This window comes from Pseudidiomarina tainanensis, from assembly GCF_004214835.1.
In the GTDB taxonomy this organism is placed as follows: domain Bacteria; phylum Pseudomonadota; class Gammaproteobacteria; order Enterobacterales; family Alteromonadaceae; genus Pseudidiomarina; species Pseudidiomarina tainanensis.
In genome coordinates, this window is the sequence record NZ_PIQJ01000001.1 from 1312529 (window position 1) to 1331148 (window position 18620).

Annotated in this window: 17 protein-coding genes; 5 read left to right on the top strand and 12 right to left on the bottom strand. The window is 46.8% G+C overall.

The features are described 5' to 3' along the window. Positions 1–420: a CBS domain-containing protein gene (locus CWI82_RS06425; RefSeq protein ID WP_092854789.1), complete on the bottom strand. Its 420-nt coding sequence runs from the start codon at positions 418–420 to the stop codon at positions 1–3. A gap of 47 nt (positions 421–467) precedes the next feature. Continuing rightward, the gene (locus CWI82_RS06430; protein WP_130202962.1) at positions 468–1502 is read right to left on the bottom strand and encodes an isoaspartyl peptidase/L-asparaginase family protein; all 1035 of its coding nucleotides are present in this window, start codon (positions 1500–1502) and stop codon (positions 468–470) included. Between the two features lie 226 nt (positions 1503–1728). Here CWI82_RS06430 and sbcB point away from each other — a divergent pair, with 226 nt between their 5' ends. Continuing rightward, positions 1729–3162 (top strand): exodeoxyribonuclease I, encoded by a 1434-nt coding sequence (gene sbcB, locus CWI82_RS06435; RefSeq protein ID WP_092854785.1) that lies wholly within the window; start codon positions 1729–1731, stop codon positions 3160–3162. 26 nt (positions 3163–3188) lie between these two features. After that, positions 3189–4826, top strand: coding sequence for a GMC family oxidoreductase (locus CWI82_RS06440; RefSeq protein WP_130202963.1), 1638 nt, complete (start codon positions 3189–3191; stop codon positions 4824–4826). Between the two features lie 5 nt (positions 4827–4831). Here the strand turns inward: CWI82_RS06440 and CWI82_RS06445 are convergent, their stop codons facing one another. After that, complete coding sequence (locus CWI82_RS06445; RefSeq protein WP_130202964.1) at positions 4832–7165, bottom strand: efflux RND transporter permease subunit; 2334 nt, start codon at positions 7163–7165, stop codon at positions 4832–4834. Positions 7166–7183: 18 nt separating this feature from the next. Then, positions 7184–8350: a YCF48-related protein gene (locus tag CWI82_RS06450; RefSeq protein WP_130202965.1), complete on the bottom strand. Its 1167-nt coding sequence runs from the start codon at positions 8348–8350 to the stop codon at positions 7184–7186. Positions 8351–8571: 221 nt separating this feature from the next. Here CWI82_RS06450 and CWI82_RS06455 point away from each other — a divergent pair, with 221 nt between their 5' ends. Then, positions 8572–9927, top strand: a complete 1356-nt coding sequence (locus CWI82_RS06455) for a DUF1329 domain-containing protein (RefSeq protein WP_130202966.1) — start codon at positions 8572–8574, stop codon at positions 9925–9927. A 68-nt stretch (positions 9928–9995) separates the two neighbouring features. Here CWI82_RS06455 and CWI82_RS06460 read toward each other — a convergent pair whose 3' ends face one another. Genes CWI82_RS06460 through CWI82_RS06475 form a run of 4 tightly spaced genes read right to left on the bottom strand, consistent with a single transcriptional unit; the run spans position 9996 to position 13306 of the window. Beyond that, positions 9996–10865 carry an NAD(P)-dependent oxidoreductase gene (locus CWI82_RS06460; protein ID WP_130202967.1) on the bottom strand — a complete coding sequence of 290 codons (870 nt, stop codon included), beginning with the start codon at positions 10863–10865 and terminating at the stop codon, positions 9996–9998. Continuing rightward, positions 10862–11785 carry a diacylglycerol/lipid kinase family protein gene (locus tag CWI82_RS06465; RefSeq protein WP_130202968.1) on the bottom strand — a complete coding sequence of 308 codons (924 nt, stop codon included), beginning with the start codon at positions 11783–11785 and terminating at the stop codon, positions 10862–10864. The genes CWI82_RS06460 and CWI82_RS06465 overlap by 4 nt, the downstream gene beginning before the upstream one ends. Next, positions 11778–12551 carry a methyltransferase domain-containing protein gene (locus tag CWI82_RS06470; RefSeq protein WP_130202969.1) on the bottom strand — a complete coding sequence of 258 codons (774 nt, stop codon included), beginning with the start codon at positions 12549–12551 and terminating at the stop codon, positions 11778–11780. Before CWI82_RS06470 ends, CWI82_RS06465 begins: the two co-directional genes overlap by 8 nt. Next, a complete protein-coding gene (locus CWI82_RS06475) occupies positions 12551–13306 on the bottom strand; it encodes a Nif3-like dinuclear metal center hexameric protein (RefSeq protein ID WP_092854769.1) in 756 nt (251 codons plus the stop codon). Before CWI82_RS06475 ends, CWI82_RS06470 begins: the two co-directional genes overlap by 1 nt. Positions 13307–13452: 146 nt before the next feature. On the opposite strand from CWI82_RS06475, the gene CWI82_RS06480 reads away from it, so the two are divergent. Next, positions 13453–13866, top strand: coding sequence for a hypothetical protein (locus tag CWI82_RS06480; RefSeq protein WP_092854767.1), 414 nt, complete (start codon positions 13453–13455; stop codon positions 13864–13866). A gap of 133 nt (positions 13867–13999) precedes the next feature. Continuing rightward, positions 14000–15745 (top strand): C4-dicarboxylic acid transporter DauA, encoded by a 1746-nt coding sequence (dauA, locus tag CWI82_RS06485; RefSeq protein WP_130202970.1) that lies wholly within the window; start codon positions 14000–14002, stop codon positions 15743–15745. A gap of 8 nt (positions 15746–15753) precedes the next feature. Here the strand turns inward: dauA and CWI82_RS06490 are convergent, their stop codons facing one another. From CWI82_RS06490 to CWI82_RS06505, 4 genes are read right to left on the bottom strand one after another with little or no spacing between them, the layout of a single operon-like run. Further along, positions 15754–16287 (bottom strand): DUF3833 domain-containing protein, encoded by a 534-nt coding sequence (locus CWI82_RS06490; RefSeq protein ID WP_130202971.1) that lies wholly within the window; start codon positions 16285–16287, stop codon positions 15754–15756. Beyond that, positions 16284–16832: a chalcone isomerase family protein gene (locus tag CWI82_RS06495; protein ID WP_130202972.1), complete on the bottom strand. Its 549-nt coding sequence runs from the start codon at positions 16830–16832 to the stop codon at positions 16284–16286. The genes CWI82_RS06490 and CWI82_RS06495 overlap by 4 nt, the downstream gene beginning before the upstream one ends. 18 nt (positions 16833–16850) lie before the next feature. Next, a complete protein-coding gene (locus CWI82_RS06500) occupies positions 16851–17384 on the bottom strand; it encodes a DUF2878 family protein (protein WP_165383889.1) in 534 nt (177 codons plus the stop codon). Then, the gene (locus CWI82_RS06505; protein ID WP_130202974.1) at positions 17375–18613 is read right to left on the bottom strand and encodes an SAM-dependent methyltransferase; all 1239 of its coding nucleotides are present in this window, start codon (positions 18611–18613) and stop codon (positions 17375–17377) included. The genes CWI82_RS06500 and CWI82_RS06505 overlap by 10 nt, the downstream gene beginning before the upstream one ends. Positions 18614–18620 lie beyond the last annotated feature (7 nt).

The following is an 18620-nucleotide window of genomic DNA, read 5'->3' on the forward strand; positions in this document are numbered from 1 at the left end:
TTAACGGCGAGAGTATCCTTCACGTAAATGTAAATCGATTGCTCGTAACACATCACTTCGTGAAATAACCCCAATGAGTTGACGCTCAGCATCAATCACTGGATACAACTTAGGTTTATTGGCGGTCATTTGCTGCGCTAAGTCAGTGACTGAGGTATCGGCATCGACCGTCACCACCTCACCCCGATACATACAGTCGCTGACGGTAGCGCTTTGTTCGTTATGGTAGGTATCACGTAACATCGTCGCCAGACAGTCTTGCTCAGATAAGAAACCAACCAGCTTATGCTGCGCATCAACCACCGGCCCGCCGCGCTGGTTGCTTTGAATTAGTACTGAAACTGCTGCTTCAATCGACATCGACGGTGAGAAACTCACCGGATGTCGATTCATATAATCAACCACTTTTAATGAATGCATGGCGCACCTCGTTTGTCGAACTTCAAGTTACCATGCATTCAGTATAGTCAATCGTTGTAGATGGCAACCTCAACTGGACTATTACCGATTCGTTTCGCGCGATACATCCCCTCGGTATTAAATGGCATATGCACATTGCCGTCTTTATCGACAATAATCACACCACCGGTACCGCCTTGCGGAAGCAACACATCATGGATCACCGTGTCACCTGCAGTCACCACATCAACTTGCTGATACTTCATTCGCGAACAAATATCTGCAGCAACGTGGTAACGAATAAAGTATTCGCCGTGGCCAGTTGCAGAAACCGCACAACTGTCGTTATCAGCCCAAGTTCCGGCACCAATAATTGGTGAGTCACCCACTCGGCCATAGCGTTTACCGGTCATACCACCGGTTGATGTTGCCGCGGCAAGGTTGCCATGTTTATCTCGAGCAACAGCGCCAACCGTACCGTACTTAAAGTTATCATCCATGGTCACCCAAGCTTGCTTATCTTGCGGGTTACCAACTTGCTCTTTCATGCGTTGCAACGCTTTATAGCGCGCTTCAGTATTAAAATAGCTATTATCAACCTGTTCTAAGCCCTGCTCGCGAGAAAATTGCTCAGCACCCTCACCGCTTAACATGACATGCACAGATTCTTCCATAACCTTACGAGCCAGAGCGATTGGGCTCTTTACTGTTTTAACACTAGCAACTGCGCCCGCTTCGCGCGTTTTACCATCCATAATGGAGGCATCGAGCTCGTGTTCACCGTCCCAGTTATAAACCGCACCGCGACCCGCATTAAATAGCGGTGAAGCTTCCATAATCTGGACGGCCGCGATCACTGCGTCCATACTCGTACCGCCTTGTGCTAAAACGGCATGACCGGCATTAATCGCTTCAGTTAATTTCTCTTTATAGGCACGTTCGCGTTCTGGCGTCATGCTTTCGCGTGTGATGGTGCCGGCACCGCCATGAATGGCGATGGCGAAGGTTTCGTCAGCCGCTTTATGACCATGGTTATCTGCTAACGCGGTATTGGCTGCAACGCCAAATAAACCCATAGCAGCAATAAGAGCGATACGTTTCATAAGAACCTCGTTGATCGTTATTCGATTATCGTTATTGGTTATTAGTTTACCGATACTAGCAGAGTTGGGAAACTTGGAATACAGTTGTTCTGACGCTTGTGCTTCTCGTTTTACCGCTTTTATCTCTTCCGAATAACGAATAACCAATAATGAATAACGCCTTTGCTCTGCTCGTTTATTCAGTTAATCTGAGCGCAAGTATTTAAAAAAACATGATGGATCAGCGATGACTCAGCCGACATTCTATTGGCATGACTATGAAACTTGGGGAGCAAACCCACAAACCGACCGACCCGCGCAGTTTGCTGGCCTACGCACAACGTTAGATTTTGAACCGGTTGGTCGACCAATGACGATTTATTGTCAGCCAACGCCAGATTTTTTGCCGCATCCGCAAGCAGTTATGATTACCGGTATTACACCGCAACATGCCTTGGCGCAAGGCATGAATGAAGCCGCATTTGCAGAAAAAATCGCGGCACAAATGAGTGAGCCGGATACGACGATTATTGGCTACAACAATATCGCTTTTGATGATGAAGTTACACGACATCTGTTCTATCGCAACTTTATCGATCCCTATGCCCACACCTGGCAGGATAACAATTCACGGTGGGATCTGATTGATCTCATGCGTGCCTGCTATGCGTTGCGCCCTGAAGGTATCGAGTGGCCCTATCACGATGATGGGCGCGTGAGCATGAAACTTGAAGATTTGACCCGAGTTAATAACATCGAACATGGCCAAGCGCACGATGCAATGGCGGATGTCTATGCCACCATTGCAATGGCACAAAAAGTAAAACATGCACAACCACGCCTGTTCGATTACGCCTATAGCATGCGTCGTAAGCAAGCCGTAAAAGACTTGGTGCAATTAACCACGTTTACAGCGCTAGCCCATGTCAGCGGATTTTATGGCGCTCATCATGGCTATTTAAGTGTGATTATGCCGTTGGCTTACCATCCTGATCAGCCTAATTCAGTGATCTATTGGGATTTGCGCTGCGACCCACAGCAACTGCTCCAGATGAGCGAAGCTGACATGATTGAGCGTCGTTTTACCCGTCGCGCCGTACTTCAAGAGCAAAATTTAAGTCCTTTTGGTGGCGGCCAGTTTGCGCTCAATAAGTGCCCGTTTATAGCGCCACTTAAAGTTATTGATCAAACAGCACAGACGCGTTGGCAAATTGATTTAAACGAATTTGAGCAACGCCGACAGTTCTTAATTGGTAACTCAGAATTGCGTGAAAAGATCGTTGCTGCATGCTGTTTTACACGCGAATTTGAAACGACTTCCGATCCAGATCTCATGCTCTACAGCGGCGCGTTTTTTAGTGACCAAGATCGTTCCAACATGGCTATTATTCGCGCCGCTGATCCTGACCAACTTGCAGGGCTTGAACTGAATTTTGCCGACAGTCGATTACCTGAAATGTTATTTCGTTATCGCGCTCGTAACTTTCCGAGAACGTTGAACGACGCTGAACTACAACGTTGGCGTTCATTCTGCCAACAACAGTTAATGACGCCACCTGGGCGTGCACTTAGTGCCGAGCAATTTATGCATGAACTAGAGCAAGCATCGGTTCAATATGCCGATTCGGCAAAACATATGCGCTTACTACACGATTTATATCGCTATGTTCAAAGCCTCTAACGTCAACTTATTGAAGAGATAACCCAATGAACAAGCCGGCATTGCATTTTGATTATATTATTGTCGGAGGCGGCACTGCTGGGTGTGTATTGGCAGAACGGCTAACAGCCAGTGGCAAGTACCGTGTTGCGCTATTTGAAGCTGGTGGCGAGGGTAAATCACCGTTTAGCGATATGCCCGGTGGCGTGATTCGATTTATGCATAGCAAAGCCTTTAACTGGTTGTATCGCAGTTCAGATAAAGCGCCCTTGCGCAACGGCAAAGGTCTCTACACACCACGTGGCAAAGGGCTCGGCGGCAGCAGTCTAATTAATGCGATGATTTATACCCGCGGTATAGCCAGCGATTACGAGCATTGGTCAGCCGTGAGTTCACCTGATTGGGCTTGGGACAAAATACTTCAACGGTTCCGTAAACTTGAATGTAATCAACGTGGTGAAGATACCTTTCATGGCGCTCATGGTCCATTGAAAGTGAGTGATGTTCCGGTGTATTTCAGTGCGGCGAAACAATTTGTTGAAGCTGGCGTGGCCGCCGGTATCCCCTTTAATCCAGATTTTAACGGTGAACAATTGTTCGGTGTTGGTCCGTATCAATTTACGATATTCGAAAACGCACGTTTCAGTGCACGTAAAGCGTTCTTGGAACCCGCGCGCACACGATCTAATTTGACCATTTTTACCCACAGCTTAGTTGAACGGATTACCGTAGAGGGCACTGCTGATAGCAAGCGTGCGAATGGTATTCAGTTTAAACAGCGTGGTAAGACTTACGTGGCTTCTGCCCATCGAGAAGTCATCATCGCCGGCGGTGCCATTAACTCGCCGCAATTGTTACTGCTTTCAGGTATCGGTCCGAAAACCGAATTAGAACAACACGGCATTCCAATTATTGTCGACAGCCCAGAGGTCGGTAAAAATCTACAAGATCATGTCGATGTGATGATTCATTACCGTAATAAGCGCAAAGACGGTATTAGCATTACACCGCGCGGGTTACTCAAGATGGCTGCCGCGTGGTGGCAGTATCAGCGGCATAAAACCGGTCCACTTGCCGTTTCACCGGCAGAAGTGGGTGGCTTTATAAAAAGTCAGCCGCAACTTGATGTTCCTGACCTGCAACTGCATTTTGTCTCAACGCGATTCAACGACAGTGGTTGGGATTTGTGGCCCGCTTTCACGCACGGTTACGCCTGTCACGTTTGCGTATTGCGCCCCAAAGCGCGTGGTGAACTGCGTCTAGCTAGCTCTGACCCTACACAAGCGCCAACGTTTAGTTATAATTTTCTAGATAACGAAGAAGATAAAAATGCCCTGCTGTCAGGCGTAAAGCAGGTACGCCATGTCATGAACCAAGCTCCTTTGGCTGCGCATAACGGTGGCGAAGTTTGGCCAGGCGAAGTTACTTCGGATGATGAATTACTTAAACGAATTACGGCTAACATAGGCTTGATTTATCACCCAACCAGTACCTGCCGAATGGGCAATGACAACCATGCTGTGGTTGATCCGAAACTACGTGTGAATGGTGTGAGAAGCTTACGTGTGATTGATGCGTCAATTATGCCAACAGTGGTCAGCGGCAATACCAATGCACCAACCATGGTGATTGCAGATATCGGCGCCGACTTTATATTGGCCGACGCCGAATCTGATAACCGTTAAATTAACTAGTGAACTTGCTTGCCAAAGCGCGCGAAGAAGCGCGCTAAGGCTGGTATGAGAATTAACGCACCTAACATGTTCCAGAGGAACATAAAGGTCAGCAAAATTCCCATATCCGCTTGGAACTTAATCGGCGAGAAAATCCAAGTTGCCACGCCAATCGCTAACGTTAAGCCCGTGAATCCAACTGCTTTACCTGTGCTATCAAGGGCATATTTATAACTATCATTGAGATGCATACCCTGCGCCAAGCCTTCTCGGATTTTGGTATAGATATAAATACCGTAATCGACACCAATACCGACACCCAGAGCAATCACGGGCAAGGTCGCAACTTTCACTCCAATACCGAGCACAGCCATGAGGCCTTGACTCATAATGGTGGTCAGCATCAATGGCAATACAATACACGTTACGGTGCGAATACTACGGAACGTAATCAAGCACAGCACAATAACAACACCGTAAACCCATAACAGCATTTTGGTTTGAGCTGATTCAATGACTGAATTTGTTGCCGCTTCGATACCTGAGTTACCGGCAGCCATCAACAATTCTAAACCTTCTTGTTGGTATTGCTGATTGAACGAATTCACCGATGCAACAACCGTTTGTAGGGTTTCTGCTTTATGATCATTCAAATAAATAATAATTGGTGCCATTGAACAATCAGGGTTGATTAATCCAGGCGGCGTTCGGCCCGTATTTGCATTCAACACATATTGATTACGGTTTAGGCTGAACCATTTCAAGTTCCCTTCATTGAGACCGAATGACCCCATTTTCGCCACGTATACAACTGATTTTACGTCTTGTACGCCTGGCGTATTCTCCATATGCCAGCTAAAGCGGTCCATCAACTCAAGATTGTCGTACGCAATACATTGGCTTGGCGCTGTTTCCGCCATCACCACAAAAATATCCGTACTCGAGCTGTAATTATCAACAATAAATTGGTTATCAAGGTTGTAACGGCTATCTGGGCGTAATTCTGGCGCACCGGCGTCTAAGTCACCAATCTTCATTTGCTGGCTATACACAAGACCCCAAAAGAGGCCAATGAGCGCAACAACTAAAGCGCTATAAGCCCATTTCGGCTGCGAAAAGCGCCCAAAGAAAGCAAGCACTGGATGCTGTTCCTCGCGGGTTGAACGAACATATTCAACCCCCTTCGGTGACACGCCCGTATACGACATGATAATCGGCAATAGGCCGAGGTTAGTCAGTACCACAACCGCCACACCAATACTTGCAGCAATAGCAAGCTCTTGAATCACTTCGATATCGATAACCATTAACGTGGTAAAACCAATCGCATCTGAAACTAGCGCCGTTAAACCTGCAATGTAGAGCGAACGGAAAGCTAATCGGCTGGCTATAAACTTGTCATGTCCGTCAACGCGATTATTACTAATCGCGTTAATAATCTGCACGCCATGACTTACCCCGATTGCGAAAACCAAAAACGGTACCAGCATCGAGTAAGGATTAATGCCAGAGCCAATCAATTCAATGATACCCAATTGCCAAACCACAGCGATAATCGAGCACGATAGCACTGCAAACGCGCTGCGCCAGCAGCGGCTATACCAGAACAGCATGAGCAAGGTGATGACAATCGCAATCACAAAGAACAAACCGACTTGGTAAGCGCCTTCAATCAAATCGCCTATAACTTTGGCAAAACCAGTAATATGAATTTTTACTGTGTCGTTTTGATATTTATCCCGAATGCGTTCTTCAAGTTGCTGTGAAAACTGCTGATAATCAAGCGCTTCGCCGGTATCTGGGTTCACCTCATTCAACGGTACGAGAATCAACGCTGATTTAAAGTTATTCGCAACTAAGTTACCCACTTCTCCAGAACGCAACACATTCGTACGGAGCTGATCTAACGCACGCTCTGACGCATCCCAATTATCTGGAATAACCGGGCCACCGACGAAACCTTCTTCGGTTACTTCACTCCAACGAACGTTCGGCGTCCAGATACTTTTTAAGCCGCTGCGGTTGACGCCCGGAATAAAAAACACTTCATCGGTAATCTCTTGCAGTGTTTTTTGAAATTCAGGCGTAAAAATATCGCCGTCAGTTGTTTCAACGGCAATACGCACCACGTTACCTAAACTGGCAAGATCTTCTTGGTGCTTAAAGTAGTTTTGAATAAATTCGTGCTTCGTTGGAATCATTTTGGTGAAGCTAGCTTCAGGGCGAACCTGACTTGCATGCCATGCTAAAAACGCAGTTAACACTGCGAAAATCACAAACCACAATGGACGAAAGTTGAAGAGCGCACGCTCTAACCACACGCTTTTTGACTCAATAGACTGTTCAGACATGCTGCTATTGTTCCTTTATTATTCTTGGGTTTGTGCTGAAGATTCAGAGGCGAAATCACCGATTTCGAGAACGCCACGCTGCCCAACAACTGTCAATCGACCATCGTCGTGAGCAACAAGATCAGTTAACGCGGCGCCCGAACTATGGGTCATTTGCTTAATATTACCAGCAGCATCAACCCAACCGATCACACCTGCATTACCAACTAAGTAAACACCGCCGTTAGGCGCATCGACAACCGAGTTAATGTTAACGTTGTCGGGTAATTTAATTTGGTCGAAACTATCACCTTGGTCGTTACTGACAAAAATATTGCCACGCAATCCAACAACCCATAACCGATTTTTACTATCTTTGTGGAGGCCAAAGAATGAACCATAATATGGTGAATCGAGTGACTCCCATGTATCACCTAAATCCGCACTGCGAAAAATTTGGCCAGCTTCACCAGTGACATAAACATATTGATCATCTGAACTCAGAGCATTTAAATGATAACCATCAGGGTTCTCGATACGATCATCAAGAATCTCCCAGCTGACTCCACCATCACGCGAGCGCACTAAAGTACCGTAAGCTCCGACAGCAAATATAACGTTCGGGTTAACAGCGTGAACATCGAGAAACGGTTTCGTTGGGCCTTCAGCGTCTGCTGCCAGAGCCATTTCTAATAAAAACGAAGCATTATCTAACGCAAAGGCCAGTTCATCTTCAGCATCTGGATCGGTGCCATCAAGGCTATCGAGTTCCGCAGTTAAATCATCCACTATTTTTTGAAAGTGCTGCTGTTGCAGTGCAATAAACTCGAATCCGTCCAGTTGTACTTGCCAGCTTTGACCGCCATCGGTCGTTGCTGCAATAACTCCATGATGGCCGACAGCCCAACCGTGATCCACATCAGCAAAATCAACTGCAGAAAACAATACACTAGTTGGCACTTCGGCCTGCTGCCATTCGCTCTGGCTAGGCTCACGGAACAGCACTACACCATAATCGCCAACAGCAACGGTATATTTTTCCGTTTGAGTAATCTCGGTTAGCACCGTACGTGGCGCTTTGGCGGCCTTCATTGCCGGTGCATTAATCACTTCATAATCAGTAATTGTGTCCGCAAAAGCAGAATTGGGCGCGCCATATAAGGCTGCAATTACTGCTGCACCAGCATAAGCTGTCGCTTTTATCATGGAACCCTCGTAAAAATTCTGAGTCTTATATCTTGTTAATAGTTGCAAATTTCCATTTCGCGATACATGCTATGGAAAAATAACTAGAGGTCAAACCAGCTGATACCTTACAACGAACGCTGTTTTAACGCTAGTATCAGTTGGCCATTTAAATTTGTTAAGTTTTGATGTAGCTTTATTGCGGTAAAGCAAGCATATCAAGAACAACAAGGAAAAGCACAATGAATAAAATGATGCTCAAAGCCGGTATTTTTGCGCTATCTGTTGTGTCCGCTACGGTCATGGCAAAAGTTAGCCCAGAAGAAGCGGCACGTTTGGGGAACGATTTAACGCCTGTAGGTGCTGTTAAAGCAGGTAATGCTGACGGCTCTATTCCAGCTTGGACTGGCGGTTACAGTAAGAGCGCTGAAGGTGAAGCACCAGAGCGTCCAGCTGATCCGTTCGCTGACGAACAACCACTTTACACCATTACTGCCGCCAACGTTGATCAATACAAAGATTTGCTCTCAGCCGGTCAAATGGCAATGTTCAACAAGTACCCTGAGTACAAAATGCATGTCTACCCAACGCATCGTACTGCAGCATACCCGCAAGACGTATATGACGTGATTGCGAAAAATGCGGCAAACGCTGAATTGGTTGCTGGCGGTAATGGTTTGGCTAACTTTGATAAGCACGTGCCTTTCCCTATCCCAGCAAATGGCTTGGAAATCATTTGGAACCACATCACCCGTTATCGTGGCGGTGCCGTTCAGCGCTTGGTGAACCAGTTCCCAGTACTCGAGAATGGTGACTTTGTTCCAGTACTGTTACGTGAATCACTGGTATTCCCTGAATATCTGAAAACTGGCCGTGAAGCAGATGACGACAACGTTTTGTTCTACTTCTTGCAAGAAGTATTAGCACCAGCTCGTATGACTGGTACTGTGTTGCTCGTTCACGAAACTATCGATCAGGTAAAAGAAGCTCGCCGTGCCTGGTTGTACAATGCTGGTCAGCGTCGTGTACGTAAAGCACCATCGGTAGCATATGATGGTCCAGGTACCGCTTCTGACGGTCTGCGTACTTCTGACGGTTTAGACATGTTCAACGGTGCACCAGATAAGTACAACTGGGAACTTGTTGGCAAGAAAGAAATGTTAATTCCATACAACAACTACAAGTTGATGGATACTGAATTGTCGTACGACGACATCATCGGCCCAGGCCACATGAACCAAGACTACGTGCGTTATGAGAAGCACCGTGTATGGGAAGTGAAAGGTACGCTGAAAGATGGTGAGCGTCACATTTATGCAACTCGTCACATGTTTATCGACGAAGATACATGGACAGCGTCAGTTATTGATCATTATGATGGCCGTGGTGAGCTGTGGCGTGTAGCGGAAGCATACAATACTCAATTCTACTATCACGATACGCCGTGGATGGCAGCAGAAGCATTATATGACCTCAACTCAGGTCGTTACATTCTGCTGGGTCTGGCGAACGAAGAAAGTGAATACATGAACTTCGATATCGAGCCAGTTCGTGGTGATTTCTCTACTGGTGCATTGCGCCGTATGGGTATTCGTTAAGCTCTTCGTATTGAATTACTTAAAAAAACCCCAGCTTCGAGCTGGGGTTTTTATTTGTCTGAGATAAATTATTTTTCGAGACGAGCAAGTAAACTCGACGTATCCCAACGAGCACCACCCATCTTTTGAACTTCGGCGTAGAACTGGTCAACTAAAGCGGTCAAAGGCATACTCAAACCCTGCCGTTCTGCTTCGCTAAGCGCTATTTTCAAATCTTTACGCATCCAATCTACCGCAAAGCCATGTTCATAATGTTGGTCCCACATGGTTTTATAACGATTTTTCATTTGCCATGAGCCGGCTGCACCCTGGCTAATCGCATTAATTAACGTATCCGGATCAAGGCCAACTTTGCGTGCCAATTGCAAGCCTTCAGCTAAACCTTGCACCACCCCTGCGATACATATTTGATTCACCATTTTCGCGAGTTGACCATGCCCTGCTGGCCCCATATATTCGCGGGTTTTTGCATAACAAGCTAAGGCGTCATCAACCTGCTCGAAAGCGTCTTTATCACCACCAATCATCGCTGTTAATACGCCATTCTCGGCCCCTTGCTGTCCGCCAGAAACGGGCGCATCTAAAAAGCCGATCCCACGCTCGTGACATGCTTGGGCAAGCTCTTTTGCAAGCTCAGCCGAAGCCGTTGTATGGTCAATTAATACCGTGCCGGCTTTCATTGATGCTAGAACGCCATCGTCACCATAAACGACACTGCGTACATCATCATCATTGCCTACACACAGCATTACAAAGTCTGCACCCGACGCTGCCTTGGCGGGTGTTTCTGCATATTCGCCGTGATAAGTTTGAGCCCACTTTTGAGCTTTTGCGGTAGTACGGTTATAAACTTTCGTTGCGAAGCCAGCCTGTTGAAGGTGCCCAGCCATCGGATATCCCATTACGCCAAGACCAATAAATGCACAGTTGGTACTCATGAATTCTCCCCTTTCGTTTGCTCATCATAATGTGGCACTAATACCAAAATTGTTGTCGCGGCGATAGTTACGGTAGCAGGCCCTTGAAAATAAATATCGCCGTCAAGCTCAAGTACATGCTCAGTATCGCCGAGCGAAAATTGCTGGCCTCGCTCAAAGTCAATCGCAGCAGTTGCTTCAATGCGGCCCTTAAGAACATTTAATAACGCCTTGATTTGACGTATACGCGGCATTGCCGGAATACGAATACGAGCTAATATCGCATTCGTTCTATCGGCTTTTGGATGCACTAAAAAGCCACCACCGATATACCGCCCTAGCACGACAAATTGACCGTCATCCCATGATTTGTCTCGACGAATACGAGAACGTCGCGACAACGATCCCAAAACATAACGCGCTAAGGCTATTAAATAACTTAAATGGCCTGCGCTTTGTTTCAACCATTGTGGTTGAAGCCGCATTAAATCAACACTTAACCCGGTTCCGACGTGGTTCACAAAATAGCGGCTTTGTGTGGCGCCTTGCGCCACACCAACGGCCTCTGCTTGAGTAACTCTGTTGTTGGTCATACGCCAGTTCCAACGATGAAGCCCATGATCACGCGCAAAATCGTTTCCGGTACCAACAGGGATCACTGTTAGCACAACCTGATGCTGCAAAGATGCTTGAATAAGTGCATTGACGACGATGTTAATACTCCCATCCCCACCTATAACAACGCATTCATGTGCTGTTGAGCAGACTTGAGTGAGTTGCTGGGTATCGTGCACTGCACTTGCTGTACTCGGAACTAGTGTCACAACCTGCAAATGCAGAGTGAAGAACGTTTCATAGCGTTGCGCCAAGCGGCGTGCACGTCGGCTTAACTGATTGTAATAAATCACGATCGGTTGATCGTTCATCGTGGGTTCAGGCATGTTCAATTTGCCAATGCAAGTAACGACCAATATCAACAAAGGGTGATTGCTGGTTATAGCGCAGCTCTAGTGCGAGTAAATCGTCGTAGCGCTTTTGATCATCGCGATTACGCAAGTAATCATGAAAACATCGTACACCAGTGCGCTTTGTCACTTTCAATTGCAACTGTTCAAGCCAATCACGCATATCTGTTGGCGCCAATGGTTGTTGTGGGCTCATACGAACGGTCTTTTTAACCATTAAATCAGCTTGCACGTAATCAAAGTTACCAAAAATAATATTGGCAAGTATTTTGGCGTCACGATTATAAAACATTAGTGATAAACGACCGTTCGGTCGCATGAGTTGCTTGAGTGTTACTAATGCTTGTTGTGGATCAACGAGCCACTCGAGAACAGCGTGGCACAGCACGATATCATAAGATTGCTGAAGTAACTCAGGTAGCTGCTGTAGTGGCGCGACGTGGTATTGGTAGCGTTGTTGTAATCCATGTTTGCTATGTAACGCTTGTGCCTCGGCAACTATTTCCCCAGAAATATCAGTGTGTGTCACTTCACAGCCAGCCTGTGCGAACATCATAGACAACTGACCGAGCCCGCCGCCTACATCGAGTACTCGCATATTGGCCGCCTCAGCGGAGGTTGGCAACCAAGCTTGTAAATCCCGTTCTAGCACAGCTAAGCGTATCTTACCTTTGTTGGTTGCATAGATATTGCGCGAGAACTTCTGTGTGATGCCCTCAAAGCTTTGATCGCGTCTGGCCATTAGGCTGGATTCTCAATGTCGATAAACACATGCTCAAGACCAAACTCCTCGGCGAGATGCTCGCCCAAAGCACGGATACCATAACGCTCGGTTGCATGATGACCAGCTGCGAAATAGGCTAAACCTTGTTCCTGCGCGCTGTGCGTGGTTTGTTCAGATATTTCACCACTTAAGAATGCATCAAAACCAGCGACTGCCGCATGATCAATATAGCCTTGCCCACCACCGGTACACCAAGCAATCCGTGAAATCGGCTGGCTCGAATCAATCCGTACGGTCAATGGCCGTTTTAAGCAGCGTCCGATATGTTCACCAAGTTTTTGCGATGTCACCGGTTGCGGCAACGTGCAGCCCATCACCACCCCCGTGGGTTCAACGCTCGATAACGGTTCAGGCTTCGGCCAACCAAAGAGTTGCGCCAGTTGCGCATTGTTCCCCAACTCTGGATGAACGTCTAACGGCAAGTGATAACCAAACAAATTGATATCGGCCCGTAACAAAGCTTGAATCCGACGTTTCTTCATGCCAGTAATCACCGCTGGTTCGCTTTTCCAAAAGTAACCGTGATGAACAAAAATAGCATCAGCCCCCTGCGCTATCGCCGCGTCAATGAGTGCTTGGCTGGCTGTGACCCCGGTGACAATCTTGCGAATCGATTGCCGGCCTTCCACCTGCAAACCATTTGGACAATAATCCCGAATACGGTCAACTTGTAATAATTCATTGAGATAATGCTGGAGTTCAGAACGTTGCACGATGTCCTCGTTTCTGTTGAAAATTGAGTCATACGGTTTGTTTTTAGCATATATTTTCGACAAATAAGTCAGACATTAGACAATATGCTTAAAAAACGGTATAAAAATGACGCACACATACATTATATAGCTATAGGATAATATCCATGAGCAAACTTGATAAAGACCAAGTGCTTGCTGATTTTACTGCAGCATACCAGCAAGCTCACGGTAAAAAACCGAAAATTGAAGCAAAAGGCGGCTGGTATAGCGTTGATGGCGGCAAAAACGTGCGTCTTGCACAACTTGCGGAAGAAGCTGAAAGCTTGGCTGGTGGCGCAACTAAAAAGCCAGCAGCAAAAGCGGAAAAGAAAACGGACAAAAAAGCTGAGCCAGCTAAAAAAGCAGCGCCAGCTAAGAAAACGCCAAGCAAAACAGCACCAAAAGCGGCAGCCAAATCTGATTCAAAAGGCGCTAAAGTGGCGAAATCAGCCACAGGCGGCCTAACCGCGAAAGAACTATGGCGTCAGCGTCTTGAGCAAGACAATACGTTATCACGCTTGCCTCGTGGGTATGATTAATTAATCATCCAATACACGCTGTAAACAAAAGCCGACATGACTGTCGGCTTTTTTGATCATCAGCGCATCAAAACACCGATAACTGGCGTATACTTTGTGAACTTATCTTGTTGTTTGGCAAAGGTAACTTCCCATGGCGAAACCGCAACGCATTGTCACTCTACCGCAACTCTTTAGTGGTCTTAAGGCAGCTTGGTTGGCTGGCTATTCGCTAGCTGATTTGCGCCAAGACATTCTCGCCGGAATTACTATCGGTACGGTCGCCTTACCCTTGTCCATGGCATTGGCTATCGCTACCGGCGTACCGCCACAACATGGCCTATATACAGCAATTATCGCTGGCGCGATCATCGCTATTACCGGCGGTTCGCGCTACAACGTTTCAGGACCGACGGCAGCGTTTGTCGTTATTCTATTCCCCATTGTTCAACAATATGGGCTGGGTGGTTTGCTCATCGCAACCATGATGGCGGGGGTAATATTAATTGCGCTTGGTATTGCCCGCATGGGTCGCCTGATTCAGTTTGTGCCCTATCCTGTCATTCTGGGATTTACCGCAGGAATAGCCGTAGTCATCGCCGTTTTACAGTTACCTGACTTTTTCGGTTTAACGACCGACAAAATGGGTGAACATTTCATCACTAACTTGACCGCCATTATTCGAGCGATGCCAACGGTCAATAGTGCTGAGTTAAGTGTTGGCATATTTACGCTAGCTTTGTTGTTAATTTGGCCGAAGTTCAAGCTTCCTATACCAGCGGCCTTGGTGGGTTTAATCGCCGCTGCATTTTTAGCTTACTTGATGAATCATTATCTGTTGTCCGATGGCAGTCAGTTTATCGAGACTATTGCGTCGCGCTTTAGCTGGACAGCCAATGACGAAACCAGCCAGGGTATTCCGCCAATTCCGCCGACTTTTGTTGCACCTTGGAATCTACCAGGCGCTGATGGCAAACCATTGGAAATATCTTTTGATTTGATTGTAAACCTTGCTGGCCCAGCGTTTGCGATTGCAATGCTTGGTGCGATCGAATCGTTGTTGTGTGCCGTTGTTGCGGATGGCCTGACAAAGACCAAACATGATCCAAACGCCGAACTGATTGGTCAGGGGCTTGGCAATATTGCCGCACCGTTATTCGGTGGTATCACGGCCACAGCAGCGCTGGCTCGAACCGCCACAAACATCCGTAGCGGTGCTCGCTCCCCTATTGCCGCTGTAGTCCATTCGCTGGTGGTTTTACTTGCAGTTGTGGCGTTAGCTGGCTTGTTAGGCCTTGTACCTATGGCTGCATTGGCAGCGTTACTGTTTATTATTGCTTGGAATATGAGTGAAGCACGGCACTTTGTCAGAACGATTCGGACTGCTCCTGGCGGCGATGTCGCAATTTTATTGGTTTGTTTCGGGTTAACTGTATTATTCGATATGGTGCTTGCCGTCGCTGTTGGTATTGGTTTAGCCGGCGCCCTTTTTATTCAGCGCATGGCGAACCTGACCAGCTCACAAACGCGGCATAACGAAGCGCACCCTGCAACACAAGGACTACCACCATCGGTTATCGTTTATGATGTCAATGGCCCGCTATTTTTTGGCGTTGCTGAAAAAGCATTGAGCGCGCTCGAACGCGTTCCGGGCGAGGTCAATATTCTCATATTAGATATGCAGGATGTGCCGAGTATTGATGGTACTGCTATCAATGCGTTGCATTCGCTCGTTGATGAAATGCAACGTCAGCGTATCAAAGTTATTTTGGTGGGTTTACCAGCGCGAATGGTGGTCAAACTCAGCCGCGCCGGTATCGAGAAACAATCAAGTCAACTCACTTATTGCCGCAACTTGCAACACGCGCGCGACGTGGCGGAGCGCTGGCTAAAAGCTTGAACTCGAAATTACTGGTCTTTTTTACCAATGTAGAGCGTGATTTCACCAACTGGCAGACCAAATTTATACATCTGCGTGCGGTTAATCATGTTGTCTTCATCCACAAGGTAAAGCCAATCATCAAGCTTGACTGCAAACGGTTCGCCGTCGCGCTCAATGATCAGTGTGTAACTCCAATTTAATACGTTGCCAGCAGTGGTTCCTTTGGCGACACCTTCGACATCACTGGCACGCCCTTCATAGCTATTCTCACCGGTTTTGGTAATGTACCAAATACGTTCTTGCTCGCTTCCATCAGCATAATAAAACTGTTCATCCAGCACCCCTTCATTACCATCCCAGGTGCCTTTTAAATCAGCTCGGAAGCGTTGTATGACCTTACCGCTATAATCTTGAACCATGCCATGAGCGACAAGTTCGCCATTAAAGAACTGTTCCAATTTCAATTGCGGCTGTTCTTTTTGATAGTCTTCGATATTCGCCGAGCAACCAACCAAAAAACTTAACGCACTGACTGCGGCTAACATTTTTAAGAATTTCATTGCTGCACTCCTATTAATTGGTTGCGCTCTTTTTTAAAGCGAGAATTTTCATCAAGCCAAATGGCTAGGAAATCGTCTGTAAATTGTGCTGAAGCGATTTCGCCAAGCTCTCCTTTAGGACCATAAAACTTTGCATGACCTTGTTCGGTTTCTAATAACGTGATGCAATCGCCTTCAGTTACATTCGGCCACATTTTGCGTAATTCCTGCAGCCATTGCTCATGCTCGGCACTTAGCGTTATACCAAGTCGTTGCCATTCCTCTGCCGTCGTCTCAACCAAGTCCTTTGCTTGAATATCACGTAAGTAACTCAGCTGCAGTGCTCGTTGCTCGGCATTTTCAAATGCGCCGGTATCAGTGCGCAACTCAGCGTCATAAACATCCCAAAACCAAACGCTTAAGCGTGTTTCACCGACTTTTTGTAAATTTTCGAAAGCATCGACTGTGCATTGCTGCGCGGCAGCGACAAAGTTGAAGCCACCAAGAACTAGCGCAAGTGTTGCAACCAAGCCTTTGTGAATGTACAAACGAAATGATTTTGTCATGATGAACCTCCCGATTGGTTAGCTTGCCACTTTGGCAACGCGTGGCATTAACCAAGCAAATATCACCATATATACGGCCCAAAGCGCCGCATAGATTACCCAAAGCTGCCATTCAGGCGCGAATAATTCAGCGGCACCAAGTCGTATGCCTATCGCATAGGTCAGCGGCCCTGACGCGATACCGAGCACAGCTGCCCAGCCAAGACGATTCGCTAAACCGCTGAGCGTGTTCATCAGCATGCCGACAAAACCTAACCACAGCAAAATCAGCCATAGAGGTAAGAAGCCACCAGTAAAGTTAAGGATGCCAATCCCGACAACAGTTGCTTCAAGCGCTAACCCAAGCAATACCAAAATGCCATAGAGCGTCCAATTGAACTCGCTGCTACGGATTGCCAATATAACTTGCAGAGCGACCAGAATCGCTGTTAAAGCCAACCAGTCGTCGCGACCGCCGACAGCACTTAGCCAGACTAAATCAAAGAGAAATAGCCCAGCTAACTTGGGAAGCCAAGTTCGAACAACTTGGCGCGTTTTTTCATTTAACGACACTGTGGTTTGGTTGCCACGAGCTGCACCGCTGATACAGTACGTTCACGGAAACCACCTTCGCAGTAACAAAGATAATAATTCCACATGCGACCAAAGCGCTCATCATAGCCATGTTGCATCAGTTGCGGATGCGCATGATTAAACTGTACACGCCAATCTGCAAGCGTTTGGGCGTAGTCATAACCGATATCATCAATATGACGAATGACCATGTCGGTTTCTTCAGTAAACATTTCTGCCATCATCGTTAATGACGGTAAAAAGCCACCTGGGAAAATATATTTTTGGATAAAATCCACCGAGTTCGCGTAGCTCTTCATGCGTTGGTCGGCAATGGTAATTGCTTGCAACGCCATCTTGCCATTTGGCTTTAACAAACGATTACAGGTTTTGAAGAACGTTGGCATATATTTACGCCCTACTGCTTCAATCATTTCCACTGATACCAACTTATCGTAAGTACCGGTCAAATCACGATAATCTTCTTTGAGTAGTGTGATCAAATGACCTAAGTCTTCGCGCTCAATGAGCTCTTTGGTATAGCTGTACTGCTCTTCTGAAATCGTTGTCGTGGTGACCTTACAGCCATAATTTTTCGCTGCAAAGACGGCAAGACCGCCCCACCCTGTACCGATTTCAAGCAGATGATCAGCCGCAGTTAATTCGAGGCTGTCGCATAAACGCTTTAACTTATGCTGTTGGGCTTCCGCAAGGGTTGCATCATCGTGCGGGTAAACGGCGCTAGAATATTGCAATGCTGGATCTAAGAACGCCTGATACAGATCGTTGCCTAAATCATAGTGCGCAGAAATGTTTTCTTTTGCCTGACGCTTGCTGTTATTGCGGCGCCAATGCTGAAATTTTTGTATTGGTAATAAAATCCAGCTGAGTTTGGCTTCAGCGGCATCAAGTGCTGGCAAATTACGCGCAAACACTTGAATAACGTGAGTTAAGTTCGGCGTCGTCCAACTCTCATCCATAAACAACTCAGCTGCACCAATACTGCCGCCAAACAAAAAGCGACGATAAAAACCCGGCTTTTGAATATCTATTTCAGCTTTTAACGAGCTGGCTTCTTTGCCAAAACGCCCAACAACCTGGCCGCGTTCTTTTACTACTAAATAGCCTTCACTAAGCCGATTGAGCAAGCTCAATACCGTCTTTCGCAAAATCTTATCAATGCTACCTAAATCGTTTTGCATAACCGTCAATGCGTTCTCTTTGTACATTAAAACA

Bases quoted from the DNA above. Each gene is read 5' to 3' on its own strand.
- CWI82_RS06425 (WP_092854789.1), bottom strand. From the start codon at position 420: ATGCATTCATTAAAAGTGGTTGATTATATGAATCGACATCCGGTGAGT.
- CWI82_RS06430 (WP_130202962.1), bottom strand. From the start codon at position 1,502: ATGAAACGTATCGCTCTTATTGCTGCTATGGGTTTATTTGGCGTTGCA.
- sbcB (WP_092854785.1), top strand. From the start codon at position 1,729: ATGACTCAGCCGACATTCTATTGGCATGACTATGAAACTTGGGGAGCA.
- CWI82_RS06440 (WP_130202963.1), top strand. From the start codon at position 3,189: ATGAACAAGCCGGCATTGCATTTTGATTATATTATTGTCGGAGGCGGC.
- CWI82_RS06445 (WP_130202964.1), bottom strand. From the start codon at position 7,165: ATGTCTGAACAGTCTATTGAGTCAAAAAGCGTGTGGTTAGAGCGTGCG.
- CWI82_RS06450 (WP_130202965.1), bottom strand. From the start codon at position 8,350: ATGATAAAAGCGACAGCTTATGCTGGTGCAGCAGTAATTGCAGCCTTA.
- CWI82_RS06455 (WP_130202966.1), top strand. From the start codon at position 8,572: ATGAATAAAATGATGCTCAAAGCCGGTATTTTTGCGCTATCTGTTGTG.
- CWI82_RS06460 (WP_130202967.1), bottom strand. From the start codon at position 10,865: ATGAGTACCAACTGTGCATTTATTGGTCTTGGCGTAATGGGATATCCG.
- CWI82_RS06465 (WP_130202968.1), bottom strand. From the start codon at position 11,785: ATGCCTGAACCCACGATGAACGATCAACCGATCGTGATTTATTACAAT.
- CWI82_RS06470 (WP_130202969.1), bottom strand. From the start codon at position 12,551: ATGGCCAGACGCGATCAAAGCTTTGAGGGCATCACACAGAAGTTCTCG.
- CWI82_RS06480 (WP_092854767.1), top strand. From the start codon at position 13,453: ATGAGCAAACTTGATAAAGACCAAGTGCTTGCTGATTTTACTGCAGCA.
- dauA (WP_130202970.1), top strand. From the start codon at position 14,000: ATGGCGAAACCGCAACGCATTGTCACTCTACCGCAACTCTTTAGTGGT.
- CWI82_RS06490 (WP_130202971.1), bottom strand. From the start codon at position 16,287: ATGAAATTCTTAAAAATGTTAGCCGCAGTCAGTGCGTTAAGTTTTTTG.
- CWI82_RS06495 (WP_130202972.1), bottom strand. From the start codon at position 16,832: ATGACAAAATCATTTCGTTTGTACATTCACAAAGGCTTGGTTGCAACA.
- CWI82_RS06505 (WP_130202974.1), bottom strand. From the start codon at position 18,613: ATGTACAAAGAGAACGCATTGACGGTTATGCAAAACGATTTAGGTAGC.